This window comes from Burkholderia sp. BCC1993 (genome assembly GCF_905339865.1).
In the GTDB taxonomy this organism is placed as follows: Bacteria; Pseudomonadota; Gammaproteobacteria; order Burkholderiales; family Burkholderiaceae; genus Burkholderia.
In genome coordinates this window covers 26,687-48,452 of record NZ_CAJPGZ010000012.1, presented here as the reverse complement: position 1 = coordinate 48,452, position 21,766 = coordinate 26,687, and the positions used below count along the sequence as shown (strand labels likewise).

The following is a 21,766-nucleotide window of genomic DNA, read 5'->3' as shown; positions in this document are numbered from 1 at the left end:
GCGGCAGTATGAAGATTGCGGATCAGGGCGAGATCATGCCTAGGCGTTTCTTCAACGACTGCGGTTTGCCCTCGAAGAGCGCCGCGTAATAGACGGTATTCGACAGCACGTTCTTCACGTAGTCGCGCGTCTCGTTGAACGGAATCGTCTCCGCGAAGATCGCGCCTTCGACCGGCTGCGTCAACACCTGGCGCCACTGGCGCGGCCGGCCCGGGCCCGCGTTGTAGCCGGCGGTTGCCAGCACCGGCGAGCTGTCGAAGTTGTTGTAGATATCCGCCAGATACCAGGTGCCGAGCTGGATGTTGGTATTGATGTCGTGCATCTGCGCACGCGTGATCGTGCCCATTCCGAGCTTCTTCGCGACGAGCTGCGCGGTGGCCGGCATCAGCTGCATCAGGCCGCCCGCGCCGACCGACGAACGCGCGTTCGTGATGAAGCGCGACTCCTGGCGGATCAGCCCGTACGCCCATTCGATGTCGAGGCCCGACGACTGCGCATAGCGCTCGACGATGTCACGGTACGGCGACGGGTAGCGCAGCGTGAAGTCGTGCTCGGCCTTCGTGCGGTCGGCCGTGTTGACGGTGCGGTCGAGCAGGTCGATGCGCTTGCCATATTCGGCGGCCGCGAGCAGCTGGCGATCGGTCATCCCGCGCAGCGGCCAGTTCCATTCGCGGTTGCCTTCGAGACGCAGGTTCAGCCCGTAGAAGCGTTGCGCGAGCGCGAAGCCCGGGATCTTGCTCATCGCGTCGACGTCGGCGTCGCTCACCTTCGTGCGCGGCGGGATCGACGTGCGCTGGCCGAGCTCTTCGCCGGCGAGCTGCCCGTAGAAGTTGTACTGGCCCGCGACCTGCTCGAATTCCTGGTTCGCCTGCAGCGTGTCGCCGCTCTGCTTGAGCGCGCGCGCATGCCAGTAGATCCACGCCGGATCGTCGCGCAGCGACGGCGGCATCTGTTCGATCGACCAGCGCACCATCGGCCAGTTGCCGGCAAGCAGCGCGGCGCGCGTGCGCCATTCGTAGCCCGGGTTCGACAGCGGTGCGTTCGCGGATTTGGCATACCAGACCGACGCGAGCGCCGAGCGCTTGATCGCGCCCTGGTAGCCGATCGCGCCCCACGCGATCGCCTGCTCCTGCTTCGTCAGCGAGCCGGCGATCGACGTCAACATCCCGGCCGCCGCGTCCGGATCGTTGCGCGCCATGCGGCCGAGCGCGATCAGTGCGAGCTGGTGCGATGCCGCGTCGGGGCCGACGCCGCGCGCGAGATACAGCGGCGGCGCGCTGGTCGCCTGGTCGAAACCGACCGGGCGCGCGCCGAGCGCGTCGACGATCTTGCCGCCGAGCGTCGTGTAGTTCTGCTCGTACGCGAGGCGCGCCTGCTGCCACACGTCGTCGCTCGTGAACTGCTGGTTGACGGTGAGCGCCGTAATCAGGTCGACACAGGCGTCGCCGTAGTATTTCGGCTCGACGAGCAGCGCACGCGCCGCCTCGGCGACGTTCTCGCCGCGCGCCGCGCGCGATTCGAGCGCGTAGCACTTGACCTGCGTGTCGTCGTCGAGCACGAAGCGCTTGTACTGGTCGTCGAAGTTGCGCCAGTCGTGACGCGCGCCGAGCACGAGCAGGTAGTCGTTGCGCAGGCGGTCGGCGATCGCCTGGCCGTCGTAGCGCTGCAGGAACGACTGCACCGGCGCGTCCGGTGCGTCGACACGTGCGCGGCCGGTCGAATCGAACAGCTGCGGCTTGATCTGGAAATACTCGACGTAGGACGGAACCGGATAGTTCGGGATCGTCGACGCGAGCTGCGCGGCCTTCGCGGCGTCGTTGCGGCGCGCGGCTTCGCGCAGCTGCACGAAGATCTGGTCGTCCCCGGCGAGCGTGTCGTCGCCCGGTGCGGCGCACGCGGCCGTGCCCGCGACGAGCGCGGCGGCCGAAAGCGTGAGCGCGACCGCGCGATATACTCGGAAAAGGCTGTTCGACATCGTTATGAATGGAGCACGAAGTGAGCGAAAGCATAGCATGCAACCCTGTGCCGAACCCGAAGGTTGCGCTGCGCAAAACGCTGTCCGGCGCGCGTCGCGACGCCGCATCGCAGCCCGCCGCGAACGCCGCGCTCGACGCGCGGCTGCGCCTGTTGCTCGAGCGCCTCGCGCCCGCGACGGTCGGCTTCTACTGGCCGCTGCCGGGCGAATTCGACGCGCGCGACGCGGTGCTCGCGTGGGCCGCGGCCGGCACGGGCCGCCGCGCCGCGCTGCCGGTGATCGGCGAGCGTCACACGCCGCTTGCGTTCCATGTGTGGGATGCGGATACGCCGATGCGCGAAGGCCATCACCGGATTCCGGAACCGGCGTCGGGCGTCGTCGTCGTGCCTGACCTGCTGCTGATTCCGTGCGTGGGATTCGATCTGCAGCGCTACCGGCTCGGCTATGGCGGCGGCTACTACGACCGCACGCTCGCGGTGTGGCCCGGCGACACGCTGCCGGTGACGGTCGGCATCGCATATGAAGCGTGCCGCGTCGATGCGCTGCCGGCCGAGGCGCACGATCTCGCGCTGCGCTGGATCGTGACCGACGGCGCGCTGTACCCGGCCGCCTGATGACGCGGCGCACGCTGCTGCGTGAGCGGCATGCCGCGCGTCACCGCGCTCACCATCCCGTCCGCAATCGTTTACAGCGACGCCGCCGCGCGCGCGGCCGTGTCGTAGAGGCCCGATGCGTGGCGCAGCAACTGCGCCGCGTCGCCGATCTGCTCGTTGGTGAGGCCGCTGTCCTTCAGCGTCTCGATCAGGCAATGTTCGCGCACCTCCCGATACTTCAGGCACAGCTCGCGGCCCGCGTCGGTCGCGAAGAAGAACACTTCCTTGCCGCTCTTCTCGCTCTTCACATAGCCGCGCGCGATCAGTTTTTTCAGCGCATAGGTCGCGACGTGCGTATCCTCGATATTGAGCACGAAGCAGATGTCGGCGAGCTTCTTCTTGCGTTCGCGGTGGCTCACGTGATGCAGCAGCGACACCTCGACCGCCGTCATGTCCTTCGCGCCCGCGGCCGACATGCAGCGCACCATCCAGCGGTTGAATGCGTTGCCGGCCATGATGAGCCCGTATTCGAGTTCCGACAGCTCCGCGCTTGAATCGGAAACGAGGTGTTCGGATGACACGATCTTGGTCGCAGGACGCTTCATGGAAAGGCGGAGCAAGCCGGATGACAGGGTGTGCCGAGTGTACGCCAGAAGCCCGGACATACGGGCTAGGCGAAAACGCTTATTGGGAAGTTATCGATATTTTATTGACAATGTGCGCTAACATTGCCGTCCGAACCGTGCCAGTCCGATGACGCAACCCCGCATTTATCCGCTCGGCGATGCCGCCCTCGTCTGCGAGGTGCCGCCGCCCGCCACGCTCGATTGCCAGCGCCGCGTCTGGGCCGTCGCCGAGGTCGCGCGCGCGTGGCCCGACGTGATCGACGTCGTGCCGGGCATGAACAACCTGACGATCGTGTTCGACGCGCTCGCCACGACGGCCGACTCGCTCACGCCGGCGCTGCGCGACGCGTGGGAAACCGCCGACGTCGAGCACGCGGACGGCCGGGAAATCGATATCCCGGTCGAATACGGCGGTGCCGCCGGCCCCGACCTCGCTGCCGTCGCCGCGCACACCGGGCTGTCGGCCGACGAAGTCGTCGCGCGCCACGCGGCCGGCGCATACGTCGTGTTCTTCGTCGGCTTCCAGCCGGGCTTCGCGTATCTCGGCGGCCTCGATGCGTCGCTGCACACGCCGCGCCGCGCCGCCCCGCGCCTCGAGGTGCCGGCCGGCTCGGTCGGCATCGGCGGTGCGCAGACGGGCATCTATCCGGCCACGTCGCCCGGCGGCTGGCAGCTGATCGGCCGCACGTCGCACGTGCTGTTCGACCCGGCGCGGCCGCAGCCGACGCTGCTGCTGCCCGGCGACCGCGTGCGCTTCACCATTGCCGGAGTCGACGCGACATGAGCCAGAACACCGCACCGGGCACGATCGAGGTCGTCCGCGCCGGCCCGCTGTCGACCGTGCAGGATCTCGGCCGCCGCGGCACGCGCCATCTCGGCGTCGCGCAGGGCGGCGCGCTCGACGGCCTCGCGCTCGAAGTCGGCAACCGGCTGGTCGGCAACCGCCCCGACGCGGCGGCCGTCGAAATCACGATCGGCCCGGCCGCGTTCCGCTTCACGCGCGCGACGCGCATCGCGATCACCGGCACCGAATTCGGCGCGACGCTCGACGGCAAGCCCGTGTATTCCTGGTGGAGCCTGCCGGTCGACGCCGGGCAGACGCTCGTGCTGCCGGCCGCGAAACGCGGCATGCGCGGCTACCTGTGCATCGCGGGCGGCATCGACGTGCTGCCGATGCTCGGCTCGCGCAGCACCGATCTCGCGTCGCGCTTCGGCGGCCTCGGCGGCCGCGTGCTGCGCGACGGCGATCGGCTTCCGGTCGGCGTGCCGCCGGCCGGCGCTGGCTGTCTCGCGGCCGATGCGCCCGAATTCGGCGTGAAGGCGCCCGCGTGGTGCGCGTTCGTGCGCGTCGACGAACCGCCGCGCCGCCACCGGCCCGCGCATGCGCCGTGGGCGATGCCGGTGCGCGTGCTGCCGGGCCCCGACTACGCGTCGTTCGCGGCCGATTCGCAGCAGGCGTTCTGGGACGAGGAATGGCTCGTCACCGCGAACAGCAACCGGATGGGCTATCGTCTCGCCGGCGCCGAACTGGTGCGCGAGCGGCCGGCCGAGCTGCTGTCGCACGCGGTGCTGCCCGGCACGATCCAGGTGCCGCCGAACGGCCAGCCGATCGTGCTGATGCACGACGCGCAGACCACCGGCGGCTATCCGAAGATCGGCACGGTGATCCGCGCGGATCTCTGGAAACTCGCACAGGCGCGGCTCAACCTGCCGATCCGCTTCGTGCGCACGACACCCGACACCGCGCGCGCCGCCCTGGTCGCAGAACGTGCCTATCTGCGTCAGATCGACGTCGCGATCGAGATGCGCGAGGAAACGCGCCGCCGCGCGCAATCGCGCGCGGCGTGACAATGACGGAAGCAGGACGAAGGACGCGCCACGCACCAGTGGACGAGGACATCATGGAAATCGATCTGAATGCCGATCTCGGTGAAGGATGCGGATCGGACGAGGCGCTGCTCGACTTCGTCACGTCGGCGAACATCGCGTGCGGCTGGCATGCAGGCGGCGCCAATGCGATGCGCGACTGCGTGCGCTGGGCCGTGCAGAAAGGCGTGTCGATCGGCGCGCACCCGAGCTTTCACGACCCGGAGAATTTCGGCCGCAAGGAAATGCAGCTGCCGGCCGGCGACATCTATGCGGGCGTGCTGTACCAGCTCGGCGCGCTGTCGGCGATCGCGCAGGCCGAGGGCGGCCGCATCGCGCACGTGAAGCCGCACGGCGCGCTGTACAACCAGGCCGCGCGCGACCCGCTGATCGCCGACGCGGTGGTGTCCGCGATCCACGACTTCGATCCGTCGCTGGCCGTGTTCGGGCTCGCGAACAGCGTGTTCGTCGCGGCCGCGCGCCACGCGGGGCTCGCCGCGGTGGAGGAAGTGTTCGCCGATCGCGGCTACCGCGCGGACGGCTCGCTCGTGCCGCGCAACCAGCCCGGCGCGCTGATCGACGATGAAGATGCGGTGCTCGTGCGCACGCTCGACATGGTGCGCGAGCGGCAGGTGCGGGCAGTGAGCGGCGAGTGGGTGCCGCTCAACGCGCAGACGGTCTGCCTGCACGGCGACGGCCCGCATGCGCTCGCGTTCGCGAAGCGGATCCGCGCGGCGCTCGAAGCGGCGGGTGTCGATGTCGTCGCGCCCGGCGCGCTGCAGGCCGGCGAAGACGCATGATGGCGTGACGCGTCGTTGCAGGCACGTCGTGGCAACGCTGCTGCCCCGCAGGCCAAAAACCGCCGCCCCAAAAGAAAAAAGCGCCCTCGTGGCGCTTTTCTGTTGGCGCAATCGTCGCGGACTTCGCCGTCTGTCGATTCGCCCCCCGAAACCGTCTGTCGACGGTGACCGGAAACATGCTCCGGATCAAAAAACGTCCGCCGCCGCCCGATTGCTGCTTCCCCCGGTCGGACGACGGAACGTCGCTTATGCCGCAAGTCTGTCGCATGCATTTGTTGTACCGACGATGTTTGGCCCCGCCGTGCATGCAGACACTCCGCGGCCGGCACGTAATGACGTGCCGGCTACGCCAACCCCGCGCTTTATTTTCTGCTACCCCGTAGAACTTTTTCTATTCTTTTCATTTTTTCAACTTGTGGGATGAAGAATAGAGATTGGCCGAACCGGATGTCAATCGTTTTAAACGCTATTTCCTGAAGATTCGAGGGTTTTCCTTATCGCGTCGCGCGGCCGCGCGGGCGCCTCGCAGCGCGTGCGTCTCGTCGATCAAACAGGGGAGGATCGGCGCGCGGTGCGCGGCGCGATCAGTTCGCGTCGACCTGATACCCTTGCTGGCGCAACAATTCGAGCACGCCGCGCGGGCCGCCCAGATGCAGCGCGCCGATGGCGACGAATACCGGCCGGTTCGGCGCGGCGATTGCCGTCATCCGTGCAACGAAGCGCCGGTTGCGCTCGTACAGGATCTTGTTGTCGATCGACGCCGACAGCGCCTTCGAACGGGCCAGCCGCTCGCTCTTCGCGACCGCCCACGCCGAGATCGCATCGGCGTCGCCAATTCGCCACAGCCGGTGCAGCGCCTTGATGTCGTCGGCGTTCTGCGCCGGGGTCTGCACCATGTCCTGCGCGAGCATCTCGCGCTGCTCGGCGAGCGTCAGCCCGGTGAACGCGCGCATCTGCTCGGCGAGCGTCTCGAGCCCGATCACGCGGCCGCCCTTCTTCTTCAGGAACACGTTCTGCAGCTGCGCCTCGGTGCCGTACTCGGTCTGCAGGCCGGCCGCCAGCGAGTCGTAGGTTTCGACGACCAGCGCCGCGAGCCACGGCCGCATCCGGCGGATCTCCGCGAGTGCGGCCGGGTTGCCGCGCAGGCGCGCCGCGAGGCGCTGCCACTGCGGCTCGGGCAGCAGGCGCTGCAGGCACGGGTAGCGGCACACGCCGTACTTCGACACGTCGTCCTGCGATTCGAGGAGGTCGTCCGGCGACAGCTCGAGCGCGAGCGTCGGCGACGCGGCGAGCGCCGCGAGGATGCGCGGCCGGAACGGCTGCGCGGGCGGATAGTCGGACGGGTCGCCCGTGTGCAGCGTGCCGAGCACATACAGCGTGACCCTGCCCCGGGTGGCGACATAGAACGGCATGCGCGCGGGCTGCACGCGCACCGTGCCGCGCGCGACCGTGCCGTTCGACACGGACGGCACGTGGAAGCCCGGCAGGTTCATGCCGGGCGGCGGAACCTGCGACGGATGGATCGGCGAACTCGCCGGCGCGAGCCCTTCGGCACGCGCGGCGTCGACCGGGACCAGCACGCTGGCCGCCACGCACGCGCCGGCCAGCGCCGCGCCCGTGACCGTGCGCACGCTCCAGCGCCGTGCGTTGCGGCACGCGCGCATCACGCGCGCGCGGCCGCCCCCCGAACGGCGCACGCCAGGCGCGCGCGCCGCCAGACCATCAGGCATTCACCTCCCCTACCTCCTCGGCGCGATGGCAGGCCACGCGGCGTCCGTCGACGTCGCGCAGCTGCGGTTCCTCGACGCGGCAGCGCTCGACCGCGTACGGGCAGCGCTGGTGAAACGCGCAGCCCGACGGCGGATTGAGCGGCGACGGCAGCTCGCCCTGCAGCTTGATCTGCACGCGGCGGTCTTCCTCGAAGATCGCCGGCGTCGCAGACATCAGCGCGCGCGTGTACGGATGGCGCGGATGCGCGTAGATCGTCGCCTTGTCGCCGAGCTCCGCGACGCTGCCGAAGTACATCACCATCACGTCGTCCGCGATGTGCTCGACCACCGACAGGTTGTGCGAGATGAACACGTAGCTCGTCTTGAATTGCTCCTGCAGATCCATGAACAGGTTCAGGATCTGCGCCTGGATCGACACGTCGAGCGCGGACACGGGCTCGTCGGCGACGACGATCCGCGGATCGAGGATCATCGCGCGCGCGATCGCGACCCGCTGGCGCTGGCCGCCCGAGAACATGTGCGGATAGCGCTTCGCGTGCTCGGGCCGCAGGCCGACCGTGCGCATGATCTGCGCGATGCGCTGCGCGCGTTCGGTGGCCGTCAGGTTCGTGTTGATCTCGAGCGGCTCGGAGAGCGTCTGCTCGACAGTCTTGCGCGGGTTCAGCGATGCGAACGGGTTCTGGAACACCATCTGCACGCGGCGGCGCAGGTCGGCGACCGTCTCGCGGCTCGCGCCGGCGACGTCCTTGCCGTCGATCGTCAGGTGGCCCGAGGTAGGCGTCTCGATCATCGTGAGCTGGCGCGCGAGCGTGGATTTCCCGCAGCCCGACTCGCCGACGACGGCGAGCGTCTTGCCGCGCTTGAGCGTGAACGACACGCCGTTCAGCGCCTTCACCGTGCCCTGCCCGAACATCCCGCGCTTGACCGTGTAGTGCTTCGCGAGCCGGTCGGCGACCAGCACCGCTTCCTCGTCGTGCGGCGTGGCACGCGTTTCGTGGACTGCATTCATCGTGAACTCCTGTCGACCGGAGTTTGCGCTTTAGCGCTGACTCCGGTCCCATGCAACGCCGTCAGGTCGAGGTTGGAAACATTGAGCGGCTTGATGCAGCGCGCGCGCATCGCATCGTTGGCCGGCACCAGCGTATCGAGCACCGGACGCGCCTTGCGGCAATCGTCGACGACGTACTTGCAGCGCGGCGCGAACAGGCACCCGGACGGGCGATCATCGCGGCCCGGCACCATGCCCGGCAATGCGGCAAGGCGACGCGCCCCCTGATTGTGCTCGGGAATCGCCGCGAGCAGCGCTTCGGTGTACGGATGATGCGGCGCACGGAAGATGTCCGGCACGCGATTGGTCTCGATGACCTCGCCCGCATACATCACCGCGACGCGCTGCGCGACCTCCGACACCACGGCCAGATCGTGCGAGATCAGCACGAGCGCCATCCCGCGCTCCTTCTGCAGCTTCACGAGCAGATCCATGATCTGCGCCTGGATCGTCACGTCGAGCGCGGTGGTCGGCTCGTCGGCGATCAGCAGCTTCGGGTTGCACGCGACCGCCATCGCGATCATCACGCGCTGGTTCATGCCGCCCGACATCTGGTGCGGGAACGCCGTGATGCGGTTCTTCGCATCCGGAATGCCGACCTGGTCGAGCAGTTCAAGCGCGCGCCGGTGCAGCGCGTCGCCGCGCAGGCCTTCGTGCAGCTTCAGCACCTCCTTGATCTGGTAGCCGACCGTGTAGCTCGGGTTCAGGCTCGTCAGCGCGTCCTGGAACACCATCGCGATGTCCTTGCCGACGATCTTGCGGCGCGCCTTCGGCGACGCCTTCAGCAGGTCCACGCCGTTGAACGTGACCTCGTCGGCCGTCACCTTGCCCGGCGCATCGATCAGGCCCATCAGCGCCATCATCGTCACGCTCTTGCCCGAGCCCGATTCGCCGACGACGCCCACCACCTCGCCCGGCGCGATCGACAGGTTGATCCGGTCGACCGCGGGCAGGCCGTTGAAGTTCACCGCGAGATTGCGGATAGTCAGTAGATCTTGGCTCATGGTCACGCCATCCGCTTCAGTTTGGGATCGAGCGCATCGCGCAGCCCGTCGCCGAGCAGGTTGATCGCGAGCACCGAAATCAGGATCGACAGGCCCGGCATCGTCACGATCCACCATGCGTTGTCGATGTAGTCGCGCGCGGACGCGAGCATCGCGCCCCATTCGGCGGTCGGCGGCTGCACGCCGAGGCCGAGGAAGCCGAGCGCGGCCGCGTCGAGGATGGCCGACGAGAAGCCGAGCGTCGCCTGCACGATCAGCGGCGCCGTGCAGTTCGGCAGCACCTGCGAGAACATCAGGCGCAGCGTGCCGGCACCGGCCACGCGCGACGCCGTCACGTACTCCTTCTGCAGCTCGCCGAGCGCGGATGCGCGCGTGAGACGCACGTAGGCCGGCAGCGCGACGATCGCGATCGCGAACATCGTGTTGGTGAGGCCCGGGCCGATGATCGCGACGACCGCGACCGCGAGCAGCAGCGACGGCAGCGCAAGCAGCACGTCCATGATGCGCATCACCGGCGTGTCGGCCCATTTCTGGAAGAACGCGGCGACCAGCCCGAGCACGATGCCGGGGATCAGCGCGAGCACGACCGACACGAAGCCGATCCAGAACGACATGCGCGCGCCGAACATCAGGCGCGAAAGGATGTCGCGGCCCGCTTCGTCGGTGCCGAGGATGAACTGCCAGTTGCCGCCGGCGAGCCATGCGGGCGGGATCTTCACGTAGTCGCGGTATTGCTCGACCGGGCTGTGCGGCGCGATCAGCGGCGCGAACAGCGCGACGAGGATCAGCACCAGCACGACGATGCCGGCGCCGACGGCGCCGCGGTTGCGCGAGAAGTTGGCCCAGAACTCGCGCAGCGCGAGCGCACGGCCGCCGGCCGGCGCGGATTCGCTCGGCAGGGTGTTTTGCAGATTGCTCATGGAATTACCTCGTGTGGCGGATGCGCGGATTCAGCACGCCGTACAGCAGGTCGACGACCAGGTTCACGACGATCACGAGCGTCGCGATCAGCAGGATGCCGCCCTGGACGACCGGATAGTCGCGGCGGCCGATCGCGTCGATCAGCCACTTGCCGACACCGGGCCACGAAAAGAGCGTCTCGGTCAGCACGGCGCCGGCCAGCAGCGTGCCGATCTGCAGGCCGATCACGGTGACGACCGGAATCAGCGCATTGCGCAGCGCATGCACGACGACCACGCGCACGGGCGACAGCCCCTTCGCACGCGCCGTGCGGATGTAGTCCTCGCGCAGCACTTCGAGCATCGACGAGCGAGTCATCCGCGCGATCACCGCGAGCGGGATCGTGCCGAGCACGATCGCCGGCAGGATCAGGTGGCTGACCGCCGATTTGAACGCGCCTTCGTCGGGTGCGAGCAGCGCGTCGATCAGCATGAAGCCGGTCGGATGCGGGAAGTCGTATTCGACCGCGATGCGGCCCGACACGGGCGTCCAGCCGAGGTACGACGAAAACACCATGATGAGGATCAGCCCCCACCAGAAGATCGGCATCGAGTAGCCGGTGAGCGCCGTGCCCATCACGCCATGATCGACGACCGAGCCACGCCGCAGCGCGGCGATCACGCCGGCCGGCAGCCCGACCGCGAGCGCGAACACGAGCGCGCACAGCGACAGTTCGACGGTCGCCGGGAAGCGCGCGAAGAATTCGCCCGCGACGCTGGTGTTGGTGATGATCGACGTGCCGAGGTCGCCATGCAGCGCCCGGCCGATGTAGTGGATGTACTGCAGGGGCAGCGGCTGGTCGAGCCCGAGCCGTTTCATTGCCTCCGCATGCATCGCGGGATCGACGCCACGCTCGCCCATCATCACTTCGATGGGGTCGCCCGGTATCAGGTGAATCAGCGCAAACGCCAGGATGGTGATGCCGATGAAGGTCGGGATCACCATGCCCACGCGGCGCAACACGAATGTGAACATGATGCGTCTCGTATTTTCTTGTGGGAAATGTACGACCGGCGACGAGGGGCTTTTGGCCCCTCGCCGCCGGATGATTTCAAGCCGGTCTTCTCAAGACGACAGCTTACGCCAGGCCGGTTACTTCACGCTGACACCGTCGAAACGCGCATAGCCAAGCGGCTCGATGCGCATGTCGGCCACGCTCTTGCGTACCGGCTGGTAGACCGTCGAGTTGGCGATCGGCGAGAACGGCAGCTGCTGCGCGAAGATCTGCTGGGCCTGCGTGTAGATCTTCGTGCGCGCGTCCTGGCCCGTCGTCGTGCGACCCTTCTGGATCAGCTCGTCGAACGGCTTGTAGCACCAGTGCGAGAAGTTGTTGCCCTTGATCGCCTCGCAGCCGAGCAGCGTGCCGAGCCAGTTGTCCGGGTCGCCGTTGTCGCCCGTCCAGCCGATCAGCATCGTGTCCTGCTCGCCCGTGTGCGCGCGCTTGATGTACTCGCCCCACTCGTACGTGACGATCTTCGCCTTCACGCCGATCTTCGCCCAGTCGGCCTGGATCATCTCGGCCATCAGGCGGGCGTTCGGGTTGTATGCGCGCTGCACCGGCATCGCCCACAGCGTGATGTCGAAACCGTTCGGGAAGCCTGCCTTCGCGAGCAGCGCCTTCGCCTTCTCGGTGTCGTTCGGGGCCATCTTCAGGTTCTTGTCGTACGACCATTGGGTCGGCGGCATCGGCGCGCTGGCGGCCTGGCCGGCACCCTGATAGACGGATTCGAGAATCGCCTTCTTGTTGATCGCCATGTCGAGCGCCTGACGCACTTCGAGCTTGTCGACCGGCTTGTGCTCGACGTTGTACGCGAGGTAGCCGAGGTTGAAGCCCGGCTGCGACGGCATGTCGATGCCCGAGTCGGCCTTCAGCGTCGCGATGTCGGCCGGACGCGGATAGCTCATCACCTGGCATTCGTTGCGCTTGATCTTCTGCACGCGCACGCCCGGGTCGGGCGTGATCGAGAAGATCAGCTTCGACAGCTTCACCGCGCCCTTCTTCCAGTAATCAGGATTGCCGTCGAAACGGATCGTCGCGTCCTTCGTATAGCTGCGGAAGATGAACGGGCCCGTGCCGACCGGCTTCTGGTTGATGTCGGCGGCCTTGCCGGCCTTCATCAGCTGGTCGCCGTATTCGGCCGACAGGATCGACGCGAATTCCATCGCCATGTTCTGGATGAACGGCGCGTTCGGCTCGGACAGCGTGAACTTCACGGTGTACGGATCGACCTTCTCGATCTTCGCGATCAGCTTGTCGAGGCCCATGTCGGTGAAGTACGGGAACGACACCGGGTAGGCCTTGCGGAACGCCTGGTTCGGATCGAGCATGCGCTCGAACGAGAACACGACGTCGTCCGCGTTGAATTCGCGCGTCGGCTTGAAGAAGTCGGTCGTGTGGAACTTCACGCCATGACGCAGGTGGAACGTGTACACCTTGCCGTCGGACGAGACGTCCCACTTCTCGGCGAGGCCGGGTTCGACCTTGGTGCCGCCGCGCTCGAATTCGACGAGGCGGTTGTAGACGGTGAACGTGGCGGCGGTGAAATCGACGCCGGTCGTGAATTGCGCGGAATCAAAACCCGCCGGGCTGCCTTCTGAGCAGTAGACGAGCGTTTTGTTCGGGATCTGTGCGAATGCAGAACCCGCGACGCCGAGCGATGCCGCTGCCACGCCTGCGATGGCGGTAACACGCAGGGTGTGCAACAGACGGTTGTATTCCATGTTTCCTCCAGGTCTCCAGATCGGAACCGGTCCCCCAGGGGGCCGGGTACGCGGATATTACTTGAGCTAGCGATTTTGCAACAAGCTGGAGAAAAAACTCTTCTAGACGCATCCACGCGGGTTTTTGCCGATGTCTTGCGCACGCGAAAAGTGCCTCTGCGCGCGCGAGCGGCCATTTCGTTCATCCCGCGCATGTTTCGTTCGACAACTAAACAATTCGGGCGCGTACGCGAAGGGTTGTCGCGCCGTGTTCGGGGCCACGCCGCGCATCGTTGCGGCTGCCGAAACGATGCATGCGCTGCAATGCAACCGTCAGGCCGGCGCGTCGAGATCCGCGCTGCGCGCGGGCACGAACGCGACCGCGACGATCGACAGTGCGATTCCCGCCATCACGTAATAGGTCGGCGCGAGCGGCGTGCCCGTCACCTTGATCAGCCACGTGACGATGAACTGCCCGAAACCGCCGAACAGCATCACCGCGACGTTGTACGCGATCGACAGCCCGGTCGAGCGCACGTTGGCCGGGAACAGCTCGGCGATCATCGCGCCGAATGGCCCGTAGTAGCCGGCGAGCGTCACCGACAGCACGGCCTGCACCGCGATCAGCCGCGCGATGCTCGGCGCCGCGTCGAGCCACGCGAACAGCGGATACATCAGCACGAGCGTCAGCCCGAGCGACCACAGCGACAGCCCCTTGCGGCCGATGCGGTCCGACCATGCGCCCGCGACCGGCGACAGCACCATCAACAGCAGGTTGCCGATGATCACCGCATAGAACGATTGCGCGTACGGCAGCTTCAGCTGCTTCACCGCGAAGGTCGGCAAATAGCTGATCAGCACGTAGACCGTCACCGTCAGCGCGATCACCGAGCCGAGCCCGCACAGCACCTCGCGCGGATGGCGCGTGAACACTTCGCCGAGCGTTGCGCGGCGTGCGCTTTGCTGCGCATGCAGGAACGCTTCGGAATCGGCGAGATGACGGCGGATGTAGAAACCGATCGGGCCGATCACGAGCCCGAGGATGAACGGCACGCGCCAGCCCCAGCTGCGCAGCGCGTCGTGCGACAGCCCGCGCGTGACGGCCGCGCCGACGAGCGCGCCGATCAGCAGCGCGCCCGCCTGGCTCGCCATCTGCCAGCTGCCGTAGAAGCCGCGTTTCGAGAACGGCGCGGCTTCGATCAGCAGCGCGGTCGCGCTGCCGAATTCGCCGCCCGCCGAGAAGCCCTGCAGCAGGCGGCCGAGCACGATCAGGAGCGGGCCGCCGATGCCGATCGCCGCATAGGGCGGGGCGATCGCGAGCAGGAAGATACCGGCCGTCATCAGCAGGATCACGAGCGACAGCGCGGCCTTGCGGCCCGCGCGGTCGGCGTACAGCCCGAACACGATGCCGCCGATCGGGCGCATGAAGAACGCGACGCCGAAGGTCGCGGTGGTCAGGAGCAGCGACGAGTATTCGCTGGTCGTCGGGAAGAACAGTTCGGCGATCACGACGGTCATGAAGCCGAACACCGTGAAGTCGTACCACTCGAGCGCGTTGCCGATCACGGCGGCGACTACCGCGCGGCGGTTCAGCGCGCGCTCGGGCCGGATCGTTTTCGTTGAATTCGCAATCGTCGCCATGCGAGCCTCGTTCTCGTGAATTCGCCGTATCGGGTGGCGCGGCGCGCGGAGGGCCCGCGGCGCGTTGGTTTGCAGCGAGTGTAGAAAGCGACGGAACCGTTTTCAAGCATAAAAAACGCCCGCCATCGTCCGATGGCGGGCGTTTTGCGGTTTTCGCCACATTGCGGCATCGCACGATGCCGCCGCGGGCATCAACCCATCTTCGAGAATGCGCTGCACCAGCCCTTCGCCGATACCTGCTTGCCCGGGAATGCGCCGCACGGGCCCGACGCCGAGCCCTTCTTGCCCTGGTACAGCATGCAGGCCGCGCAATCCTGGCCCGCTGCGTATTTCGGATACTTCGTCTTGTCGACCTTGGTGGCATCGGCCTTGTAGCCGAGCGCCACGGCGGTCGGATCCGTTTCCGACAGCATCGGCGCATCGGCCAGCGCTTCGCGCGACAGCGCCAGCGCAGACACGGCGCCGATGCTCGTGATCAGGAAACTCCGACGGGATGTTTTCATGGGGGACTCGCTCCAACGTTATCGGTTTGAAAGCCGTTCTGGCGACGGCCGTTCAACAGAATAACGCTCAAGCGCATAAATGTGCGCGCCGAAATGCCGGAGATAAGGGATTTCACACGGGGGCTCGCCCCGGGTTTCGCACGGCCGGCCCGCAGGATGCGGGCCGTGTGCGTCAGCCATAAGACGTCATGTCGGCGACGCGCTGCGCGAGCGCGAGCGACGCGGTCAGCCCCGGCGACTCGATGCCGAACAGGTTCACGAGGCCGCGCACGCCGTGCTGCGCCGCGCCTTGCACGATGAAGTCGGCCGGCGGCTCGCCGGGCCCCGCGAGCTTCGGCCGGATCCCCGCATAGGCCGGCTGCAGCGCGTCGTCCGGCAGGTCGGGCCAGTACGTGCGGATCGACGCGTAGAACGCCTGCGCGCGCGCCGGATCGACTTCGTAGCGCAGCGCATCGATCCACTCGACGTCCGGGCCGAAGCGCGCCTGCCCGGCCAGGTCGAGCGTCAGGTGCACGCCGAGCCCCGCGCGGTCGGGCATCGGATAGACGAGATGCGAGAACGGCGCGCGCCCGGACAAGCTGAAGTAGTTGCCGCGCGCGAGATAGAGCGGCGGAACCCAGCGCGGATCGAGGCCGCGCGTGCGGCGCGCGAGCGCCTGCGCGCCGAGGCCCGCGCTGTTGATCACGCACGCGGCCTCGATTTCGGTCGGCGCGTCGCCGCCGGTGCGCACGACGAAGCGGCCGCCACGCAACACGTCGATCGACTCGACCGGGGATTTCAGCGCGCACATCGCGCCGTCGCGCTCCGCATCGCCGAGCAGCGCGAGCATCAGCTGGTGGCTGTCGACGATGCCGGTGCTCGGCGAAAACAGCGCCTCCACGCAATCGAGCGCGGGCTCGAGCGTCTGCGCCTCGGTACGCGTGAGCGGCATCAGGTCGAGCACGCCGTTTTCCGCCGCGCGCGCGGCGATCGCCTTCAACTGCTTCACCTGCGCGGCGCTCGTCGCGACGAGCAGCTTGCCCACGCGCCGGTGCGGCACGTGACGCGTTTCGCAGAACTCGTACAGCAGGTCGCGCCCGTGCACGCACGACATCGCCTTCAGCGAGCCGCGCGAGTAGTAGAGCCCCGCGTGAATCACCTCGCTGTTGCGCGAACTCGTGCCCGTGCCGATTGCGTCGGCCGCCTCGAGCACGATCGTTTCGCGTCCGCGCGCGGCCAGTTCCCGCGCAATCGCAAGACCGACGACACCCGCGCCGATCACCACACAATCCATCTGCTCCATGGCGTTTCGCGTCGCTCACGCGTCGAGGGGAGAGAAGAGAATTGTACGTCCCGGTTTGCCCGCCTGCCGAACGCACTTGCATCTGCATGTCGCGTGCGCCGCGCCGCACGGCGCGACGCGCGCAGGCCGCGGCGAGGCGCGCGCCGCCGGCTCAGAACCCGATCGGCCGGCGCTTCGCCGCGCCCTCGTCGGCGCGGATGTCGGACGGTGCGATCACGTCCCGGCCGTCGAGCCGCGCGGCGCCGAACGCATGCAGCAGCGCACGGCGCATCGTGCGCGGCGGCGTCGCGGCCAGCACGTCGAGCGCGTCGTCGTCGAGCGTGTCGGGGAAGCGCCGCCCCCACGCGTGCGACGTGCGGATCTCGTCGTAAATCGTCTGCGCGATCCGGCGCGCGCCGGCCGCGTCCGGCGGCGCGATCTCGTACACGTTCATCCGGTTCAGCAGCGGCTCCGGAATCGCCTGCGCATCGTTCGCGGTCGCGACCCAGATCACGTTGCCCGCATCGATCGGCACCTCGGCGAATTCGTCGACGAACGCGCGCGCGGTGTCGTGTTCCAGCAACGCGTACAGCGCGCCGAGCGGATCGTATTGCGCGTCGCTGCCCGCCTTGTCGATCTCGTCGACCGCGATCACCGGGTTCGCGTAGCTGCCGTTGACGAGCGCTTCGAACACCTTGCCGGGCTTCGCGTTCTTCCATTGCGACGACGCGCCCGACAGGATCCAGCCGGCCGTCAGCGAGCTCATCGGCACGTAGTGGTACGCGGTGCCGAGCAGCTGCGCGAGCGCCTTCGCGAAATGCGTCTTGCCGATGCCGGGCGGCCCGAGCAGCAGGATCGGCATCAGTTCGAGCCGGTCGTCGGTCTCGAGGCACAGTGCGACCTGCTTGCGCACGTCGCCGAGCGGCTCGGTGAAATTGGGCAACGCGTCGCCGAGTTCGTCGAACGACGGCATCCGGTTCGGCTTCACGCAAAAGCGCAGATTGCCGGTCTTGAGCATCCGCTCGTAGGTGGCGCGCAGCGCGTCGCTCGCGCTCTCGTTCAGGTCGTTCAACGCGGTCTCGACCTGCTCGAGGTCGTACACCGTGCTGAAGGACGCCACCGCCAGTTCCTGTTTCACCATCGCCGTCGTCATACCAACCTCGCCACCGCTGCTGTCACACGATCATCAGACCCTTACGATTTCAGTGTAGCGATCCCGCATCGGCGTGCAAGCAAGCAGCCACCGAGGTCTGCTGCTAACACCGTGCGCGCACTGCGGCATCGCGCCGCGCGGCGTATGATCGATGGTTCACCGGCCGTCGCGCCGGCCTCGCCACGGCGCCCGCGCGGCGCCGCGCGCTTCGTCTCGAAGGGTTGCCGATGTCCGTCCCCGCTGCTGCCCCGCGCGTCGATACCGACGCGATCCACGCTGTCGACGCCGTCGACGCCGCGCTCAAATCGCGCCGCGCGATTCGCGCGTTCCTGCCGACGCCCGTGCCGCGCGACACGCTCGAGGCGATCCTCGAAGCCGCGAGCCGCGCGCCGTCGGGCACCAACATCCAGCCGTGGCACGTGTACGTCGCGACCGGCGCGACCCGCGACGCACTCGCCGCGGCCCTCACCGCGGCATACGACGATCCGGCGCGCGACGAGAAATACGTCGCCGAGTACGACTACTATCCGCGCGAATGGGTGTCGCCGTATATCGACCGGCGCCGCAAGGTTGGCTGGGACCTGTATGGTCTGTTGAACATCGGCCGCGACGAAAAGGCCCGCATGCACGCGCAGCACGCGCGCAACTTCCGCTTCTTCGATGCGCCGGTCGCGCTGTTCTTCACGCTCGACCGCGTGATGACGCACGGCGCGTGGCTCGACTGCGGGATGTTTCTGCAGGGCGTGATGACGGCCGCGCGCGCACGCGGCCTCGACACCTGCCCGCAGGCCGCGTTCGTGCCGTTCCACCGGATCGTCGCCGAGCAACTCGGCATCCCGGCCAACGAGCAACTCGTCTGCGGGATGTCGCTCGGCCATGCGGACCCGCACGCGATCGAGAACCGCCTCGTCACCGAGCGCGCGAGCGTCGCCGAGTTCGCGCGCTTTTTCGCTTGAAAACGCGTGACGCGCACCTACCTTTCGATCAGGACCAAATCGTGCTGCGAACCCGCGGCGACGCGTCCTGTCGCGCCACCGTCCGGATCGATCGGGCGTAAGATGTGCGTCCGTTCCCCGCTACCCCGCGTTTCCGGAGAAGTTTCATGCTGAAACACGGCCTGGCCGTCCTGCTCGCGAGCGCCGCGCTCGCGGCCCATGCGCAGAGCGCCGCACCGGCAGCCGTCGCATGGGAGATCCAGGTGGTGCGCGACGGTCAGACGATCGACACGTTCCAGCAACGCACCACCGTCGGTCAGACCCGCACCGACACCCATCGCTATCCGTCCGCCGTGCCCGTCGGCTGCGGCAACGCCGCGCGCGTCGTGCCGACCGAGCGCTCGCGCTCGGTGACGGTCGCGCCGCTCACCGTCGACGACGCCGCCCACACCGTGTCGCTCGCGCTCGACGTGCAGGAAACCCTCGACGACGAAAACGCGACGCGCAGCGATCCGTGCGTGCCCGCGTCGCCGCGGCAGATCGTCGCGAGCCATCCGGGGCTGTCGGTCGGCGGCGACGCATGGACCGACTGGACGCTCGTCGAGCAGCGCCCGCATCTCGTCTACCGCGTGCGCGCGCACGTCGCGAAGGACTGAGCGCCATGTCCGCCGACGCCCTGTCCCTGCCGTTCGCCGAACCGCACGCCGCGCCCGACGAAATCACCGCGGTCAGCTGGAACCTGCACAAGGGCCGCTCGCCGCTCGGCTTCACCGCATGGAACGCGATGCGCAACTGGATGCAGTCGACGCACGCCGACGTGTATTTCCTGCAGGAAGCGATGGCGCGCCGCATGCCGCGTCCGCTGCTCGCACCCGGCTTCGGCGCGCCGATGGACGACGCGGTCGACGACGTGTGGCACTGCCAGGCCACCGAAATCGCGCAGGCGCTCGACTGGCAGATCGCGCTCGGACCGAACGTGTTCAAGCCGTCGTGGCGGCACGGCAACGCGATCCTGTCGCCGCACCCGCTCGACCTCGGCGGCCGCTGGGACATCTCCGCGCACCGCTTCGAGCGGCGCGGGCTGCTGGTCGCGCGCGCGACGCTCGCCGGCGCGCGGCCCGTCACGCTGCTGTGCGCGCACCTCGCGCTCACGCGCGCGGCGCGGCTGCGCCAGATGCACTGGATCGCGCACTGGATCGTGCGCAACGCGGGCGACGACCCGCTCGTGCTCGCCGGCGACTTCAACGACTGGCGCAACGATTCGGTCGCGCTGTTCGGCGAGATCGGGCTGTCCGAGGTCGCGACGCTGCTCGGCCAGTCGGGCCGCACGTTCCCCGCGTTCTCCCCGGCGCTCGCGCTCGACAAGATGTTCGTGCGCGGGCTGACGCCGCTCGAATGGCAGGCACCGTCCGGCGAAACCGCGTGGCTGTCGGACCACCTGCCGTATCTCGCGCGGCTGCGCCTCGATCCGCAGTGACGCGGCAGCACCGCATGCCCGCGACTACCGGCGCGCGTATCGCAGCGGCCGGTTCACCTGCCTGACCCGCTCGAAAGCGTGTGCGTTCCGAACCCGCGTGTTCGCGGCGCGAAGCTCGCTGTCGACCATTGAAAGCAATTTGCAAGAATTCGTTGCGCCAAATCCGCGCAGCCGCGCGGGTCAAGCCCGCATCTGCCCCAAGCAGGGTAAAATAACGAGTTCCTCAAACGTCTGTCATCGAGAAGGCGCGTGTCCGACGCGCCGGCCGGCCGATCCACGATCGGGCCGACGCACTCGGTTTTTTGCCCGTTTTTGGGCCCGTTACACGCGTTCGCTACGCGCGTCCGTTTTCAAAGCCATGAGCAAATACGACACCGCCACCGTCCAATCCGTCCATCACTGGACCGACACGCTTTTCAGCTTCACCTGCACCCGTGAGCCGAGCCTGCGCTTCAACAACGGCGAATTCACGATGGTCGGCCTCGAGGTCGACGGCAAGCCGCTCGCGCGTGCCTACTCGATCGTCAGCCCGAACTACGAAGAGCACCTCGAATTCTTCAGCATCAAGGTCCAGAACGGCCCGCTGACGTCGCGCCTGCAGCACCTGAAGGTGGGCGACCCGGTGCTGATCGGCAAGAAGCCGACCGGCACGCTCGTCGCCGACAACCTGCTGCCCGGCAAGACGCTGTGGATGCTGTCGACCGGCACGGGCCTCGCGCCGTTCATGTCGATCATCCGCGACCCGGACATCTACGAGCGCTTCGACAAGGTCGTCCTGACGCACACCTGCCGCCTGAAGGGCGAGCTGGCGTACATGGACTACATCAAGCACGACCTGCCGGGCCACGAGTATCTCGGCGACATCATCAAGGAAAAGCTCGTCTACTACCCGACGGTCACGCGCGAAGCGTTCGACAACGAGGGCCGGATCACCGACCTGATCGCGACGGGCAAGCTCTTCACGGACCTCGGCGTGCCGGCGTTCTCGCCGGAAAACGACCGTGTGATGCTGTGCGGCAGCACCGCGATGCTGAAGGACACGACCGACCTGCTGAAGCAGGCCGGCCTCGTCGAAGGCAAGAACAGCGCGCCGGGTCACTACGTGATCGAACGCGCATTCGTGGACTGATCGAACCCCTAATTTGTGCCGTATCAAGAACCGGAGCAAAAGCTCCGGTTTTTTTTCGTCCCCACTTGGCGAATTCGTAACAAACTGGGACCATTCCATGTCAAATCGTTACATTTGGATACGGGCAGCCCCGGTGCTTTCGTGTCGGTGTTTTTCCTACAGCCAACTTCATTCCGATTATTCACATTTACCCTTAAACGTCCGTCCGACATGACCTTTTCAAAATTTTTGAGATATTATTCGGCCCGCGTGGTGGCCGTCGGGACGGTCATTGAAGGGTCGGACTCAAACGTTACAAGTTGTAACTTATGTTACCTCGGCAAGGGGCGATTCTCTGGCGGCGACCGTCATCGAAACGGCAGCCG

Annotated in this window: 20 protein-coding genes; 8 read left to right on the top strand and 12 right to left on the bottom strand. The window is 67.5% G+C overall.

Annotated elements, in window-relative coordinates; all coding sequences use genetic code 11:
* Nucleotides 1-22: 22 nt before the first annotated feature.
* Nucleotides 23-1,975: a lytic transglycosylase domain-containing protein gene (locus U4Y91_RS20910; RefSeq protein WP_321806688.1), complete on the bottom strand. Its 1,953-nt coding sequence runs from the start codon at nucleotides 1,973-1,975 to the stop codon at nucleotides 23-25.
* Nucleotides 1,976-1,983: 8 nt separating this feature from the next.
* Here U4Y91_RS20910 and U4Y91_RS20905 point away from each other — a divergent pair, with 8 nt between their 5' ends.
* Entirely contained in the window at nucleotides 1,984-2,589 is a 606-nt protein-coding gene (locus U4Y91_RS20905; protein WP_321806687.1) for a 5-formyltetrahydrofolate cyclo-ligase, read from the top strand.
* A gap of 71 nt (nucleotides 2,590-2,660) precedes the next feature.
* On the opposite strand, the gene U4Y91_RS20900 is transcribed toward U4Y91_RS20905, so the two are convergent.
* Nucleotides 2,661-3,173, bottom strand: a complete 513-nt coding sequence (locus U4Y91_RS20900) for a winged helix DNA-binding protein (protein WP_044847863.1) — start codon at nucleotides 3,171-3,173, stop codon at nucleotides 2,661-2,663.
* 148 nt (nucleotides 3,174-3,321) lie between these two features.
* Here U4Y91_RS20900 and pxpB point away from each other — a divergent pair, with 148 nt between their 5' ends.
* From pxpB to pxpA, 3 genes are read left to right on the top strand one after another with little or no spacing between them, the layout of a single operon-like run.
* Nucleotides 3,322-3,978 carry a 5-oxoprolinase subunit PxpB gene (gene pxpB / locus U4Y91_RS20895; protein ID WP_044847862.1) on the top strand — a complete coding sequence of 219 codons (657 nt, stop codon included), beginning with the start codon at nucleotides 3,322-3,324 and terminating at the stop codon, nucleotides 3,976-3,978.
* Nucleotides 3,975-5,042, top strand: coding sequence for a biotin-dependent carboxyltransferase family protein (locus U4Y91_RS20890; RefSeq protein WP_321806686.1), 1,068 nt, complete (start codon nucleotides 3,975-3,977; stop codon nucleotides 5,040-5,042). Before pxpB ends, U4Y91_RS20890 begins: the two co-directional genes overlap by 4 nt.
* Before the next feature lie 53 nt (nucleotides 5,043-5,095).
* Nucleotides 5,096-5,860 carry a 5-oxoprolinase subunit PxpA gene (gene pxpA, locus U4Y91_RS20885; RefSeq protein ID WP_321806685.1) on the top strand — a complete coding sequence of 255 codons (765 nt, stop codon included), beginning with the start codon at nucleotides 5,096-5,098 and terminating at the stop codon, nucleotides 5,858-5,860.
* A 584-nt stretch (nucleotides 5,861-6,444) separates the two neighbouring features.
* On the opposite strand, the gene U4Y91_RS20880 is transcribed toward pxpA, so the two are convergent.
* The 10 genes from U4Y91_RS20880 to U4Y91_RS20835 all read right to left on the bottom strand — a co-directional run bounded on the left by U4Y91_RS20880 (nucleotide 6,445) and on the right by U4Y91_RS20835 (nucleotide 17,860).
* On the bottom strand, nucleotides 6,445-7,590 hold the full coding sequence (locus U4Y91_RS20880) for a TraB/GumN family protein (RefSeq protein WP_321806684.1): 1,146 nt from the start codon (nucleotides 7,588-7,590) through the stop codon (nucleotides 6,445-6,447).
* Entirely contained in the window at nucleotides 7,583-8,599 is a 1,017-nt protein-coding gene (locus U4Y91_RS20875) for a peptide ABC transporter ATP-binding protein (RefSeq protein WP_321806683.1), read from the bottom strand. Before U4Y91_RS20875 ends, U4Y91_RS20880 begins: the two co-directional genes overlap by 8 nt.
* Nucleotides 8,596-9,642, bottom strand: a complete 1,047-nt coding sequence (locus tag U4Y91_RS20870; RefSeq protein WP_321806682.1) for an ABC transporter ATP-binding protein — start codon at nucleotides 9,640-9,642, stop codon at nucleotides 8,596-8,598. The genes U4Y91_RS20875 and U4Y91_RS20870 overlap by 4 nt, the downstream gene beginning before the upstream one ends.
* 2 nt (nucleotides 9,643-9,644) lie before the next feature.
* Nucleotides 9,645-10,562, bottom strand: a complete 918-nt coding sequence (locus tag U4Y91_RS20865) for an ABC transporter permease subunit (protein WP_226117612.1) — start codon at nucleotides 10,560-10,562, stop codon at nucleotides 9,645-9,647.
* 4 nt (nucleotides 10,563-10,566) lie between these two features.
* Nucleotides 10,567-11,577 (bottom strand): ABC transporter permease subunit, encoded by a 1,011-nt coding sequence (locus U4Y91_RS20860; protein ID WP_044848855.1) that lies wholly within the window; start codon nucleotides 11,575-11,577, stop codon nucleotides 10,567-10,569.
* A 117-nt stretch (nucleotides 11,578-11,694) separates the two neighbouring features.
* The gene (locus U4Y91_RS20855) at nucleotides 11,695-13,323 is read right to left on the bottom strand and encodes an ABC transporter substrate-binding protein (RefSeq protein WP_321806681.1); all 1,629 of its coding nucleotides are present in this window, start codon (nucleotides 13,321-13,323) and stop codon (nucleotides 11,695-11,697) included.
* A 312-nt stretch (nucleotides 13,324-13,635) separates the two neighbouring features.
* Nucleotides 13,636-14,943, bottom strand: coding sequence for an MFS transporter (locus U4Y91_RS20850; protein ID WP_257774007.1), 1,308 nt, complete (start codon nucleotides 14,941-14,943; stop codon nucleotides 13,636-13,638).
* 191 nt (nucleotides 14,944-15,134) lie between these two features.
* Entirely contained in the window at nucleotides 15,135-15,446 is a 312-nt protein-coding gene (locus U4Y91_RS20845) for a high-potential iron-sulfur protein (protein WP_021163765.1), read from the bottom strand.
* A gap of 172 nt (nucleotides 15,447-15,618) precedes the next feature.
* Nucleotides 15,619-16,728, bottom strand: a complete 1,110-nt coding sequence (locus U4Y91_RS20840; protein WP_321806680.1) for an NAD(P)/FAD-dependent oxidoreductase — start codon at nucleotides 16,726-16,728, stop codon at nucleotides 15,619-15,621.
* A 151-nt stretch (nucleotides 16,729-16,879) separates the two neighbouring features.
* Complete coding sequence (locus tag U4Y91_RS20835) at nucleotides 16,880-17,860, bottom strand: AAA family ATPase (protein WP_321806679.1); 981 nt, start codon at nucleotides 17,858-17,860, stop codon at nucleotides 16,880-16,882.
* 227 nt (nucleotides 17,861-18,087) lie between these two features.
* On the opposite strand from U4Y91_RS20835, the gene U4Y91_RS20830 reads away from it, so the two are divergent.
* The 4 genes from U4Y91_RS20830 (at nucleotide 18,088) to U4Y91_RS20815 (ending at nucleotide 21,401) form a co-directional block, all read left to right on the top strand.
* Nucleotides 18,088-18,816, top strand: a complete 729-nt coding sequence (locus tag U4Y91_RS20830; protein WP_321806678.1) for a nitroreductase — start codon at nucleotides 18,088-18,090, stop codon at nucleotides 18,814-18,816.
* Nucleotides 18,817-18,962: 146 nt separating this feature from the next.
* Nucleotides 18,963-19,451 (top strand): hypothetical protein, encoded by a 489-nt coding sequence (locus U4Y91_RS20825; protein WP_321806677.1) that lies wholly within the window; start codon nucleotides 18,963-18,965, stop codon nucleotides 19,449-19,451.
* 5 nt (nucleotides 19,452-19,456) lie between these two features.
* Nucleotides 19,457-20,272, top strand: a complete 816-nt coding sequence (locus U4Y91_RS20820) for an endonuclease/exonuclease/phosphatase family protein (RefSeq protein ID WP_321806676.1) — start codon at nucleotides 19,457-19,459, stop codon at nucleotides 20,270-20,272.
* A gap of 358 nt (nucleotides 20,273-20,630) precedes the next feature.
* Entirely contained in the window at nucleotides 20,631-21,401 is a 771-nt protein-coding gene (locus tag U4Y91_RS20815; RefSeq protein ID WP_321806675.1) for a ferredoxin--NADP reductase, read from the top strand.
* Nucleotides 21,402-21,766: the final 365 nt, after the last annotated feature.

What these genes read in the sequence shown, in the direction of transcription:
- U4Y91_RS20855 (WP_321806681.1), bottom strand. Translation starts at nt 13,323, where the DNA reads ATGGAATACAACCGTCTGTTGCACACCCTGCGTGTTACCGCCATCGCA.
- pxpA (WP_321806685.1), top strand. Translation starts at nt 5,096, where the DNA reads ATGGAAATCGATCTGAATGCCGATCTCGGTGAAGGATGCGGATCGGAC.
- U4Y91_RS20865 (WP_226117612.1), bottom strand. Translation starts at nt 10,562, where the DNA reads ATGAGCAATCTGCAAAACACCCTGCCGAGCGAATCCGCGCCGGCCGGC.
- U4Y91_RS20830 (WP_321806678.1), top strand. Translation starts at nt 18,088, where the DNA reads ATGTCCGTCCCCGCTGCTGCCCCGCGCGTCGATACCGACGCGATCCAC.
- U4Y91_RS20850 (WP_257774007.1), bottom strand. Translation starts at nt 14,943, where the DNA reads ATGGCGACGATTGCGAATTCAACGAAAACGATCCGGCCCGAGCGCGCG.
- U4Y91_RS20835 (WP_321806679.1), bottom strand. Translation starts at nt 17,860, where the DNA reads ATGACGACGGCGATGGTGAAACAGGAACTGGCGGTGGCGTCCTTCAGC.
- U4Y91_RS20825 (WP_321806677.1), top strand. Translation starts at nt 18,963, where the DNA reads ATGCTGAAACACGGCCTGGCCGTCCTGCTCGCGAGCGCCGCGCTCGCG.
- U4Y91_RS20820 (WP_321806676.1), top strand. Translation starts at nt 19,457, where the DNA reads ATGTCCGCCGACGCCCTGTCCCTGCCGTTCGCCGAACCGCACGCCGCG.
- U4Y91_RS20890 (WP_321806686.1), top strand. Translation starts at nt 3,975, where the DNA reads ATGAGCCAGAACACCGCACCGGGCACGATCGAGGTCGTCCGCGCCGGC.
- U4Y91_RS20860 (WP_044848855.1), bottom strand. Translation starts at nt 11,577, where the DNA reads ATGTTCACATTCGTGTTGCGCCGCGTGGGCATGGTGATCCCGACCTTC.
- U4Y91_RS20870 (WP_321806682.1), bottom strand. Translation starts at nt 9,642, where the DNA reads ATGAGCCAAGATCTACTGACTATCCGCAATCTCGCGGTGAACTTCAAC.
- U4Y91_RS20900 (WP_044847863.1), bottom strand. Translation starts at nt 3,173, where the DNA reads ATGAAGCGTCCTGCGACCAAGATCGTGTCATCCGAACACCTCGTTTCC.
- U4Y91_RS20875 (WP_321806683.1), bottom strand. Translation starts at nt 8,599, where the DNA reads ATGAATGCAGTCCACGAAACGCGTGCCACGCCGCACGACGAGGAAGCG.
- U4Y91_RS20845 (WP_021163765.1), bottom strand. Translation starts at nt 15,446, where the DNA reads ATGAAAACATCCCGTCGGAGTTTCCTGATCACGAGCATCGGCGCCGTG.
- U4Y91_RS20905 (WP_321806687.1), top strand. Translation starts at nt 1,984, where the DNA reads ATGGAGCACGAAGTGAGCGAAAGCATAGCATGCAACCCTGTGCCGAAC.
- pxpB (WP_044847862.1), top strand. Translation starts at nt 3,322, where the DNA reads ATGACGCAACCCCGCATTTATCCGCTCGGCGATGCCGCCCTCGTCTGC.
- U4Y91_RS20910 (WP_321806688.1), bottom strand. Translation starts at nt 1,975, where the DNA reads ATGTCGAACAGCCTTTTCCGAGTATATCGCGCGGTCGCGCTCACGCTT.
- U4Y91_RS20840 (WP_321806680.1), bottom strand. Translation starts at nt 16,728, where the DNA reads ATGGAGCAGATGGATTGTGTGGTGATCGGCGCGGGTGTCGTCGGTCTT.
- U4Y91_RS20880 (WP_321806684.1), bottom strand. Translation starts at nt 7,590, where the DNA reads ATGCCTGATGGTCTGGCGGCGCGCGCGCCTGGCGTGCGCCGTTCGGGG.
- U4Y91_RS20815 (WP_321806675.1), top strand. Translation starts at nt 20,631, where the DNA reads ATGAGCAAATACGACACCGCCACCGTCCAATCCGTCCATCACTGGACC.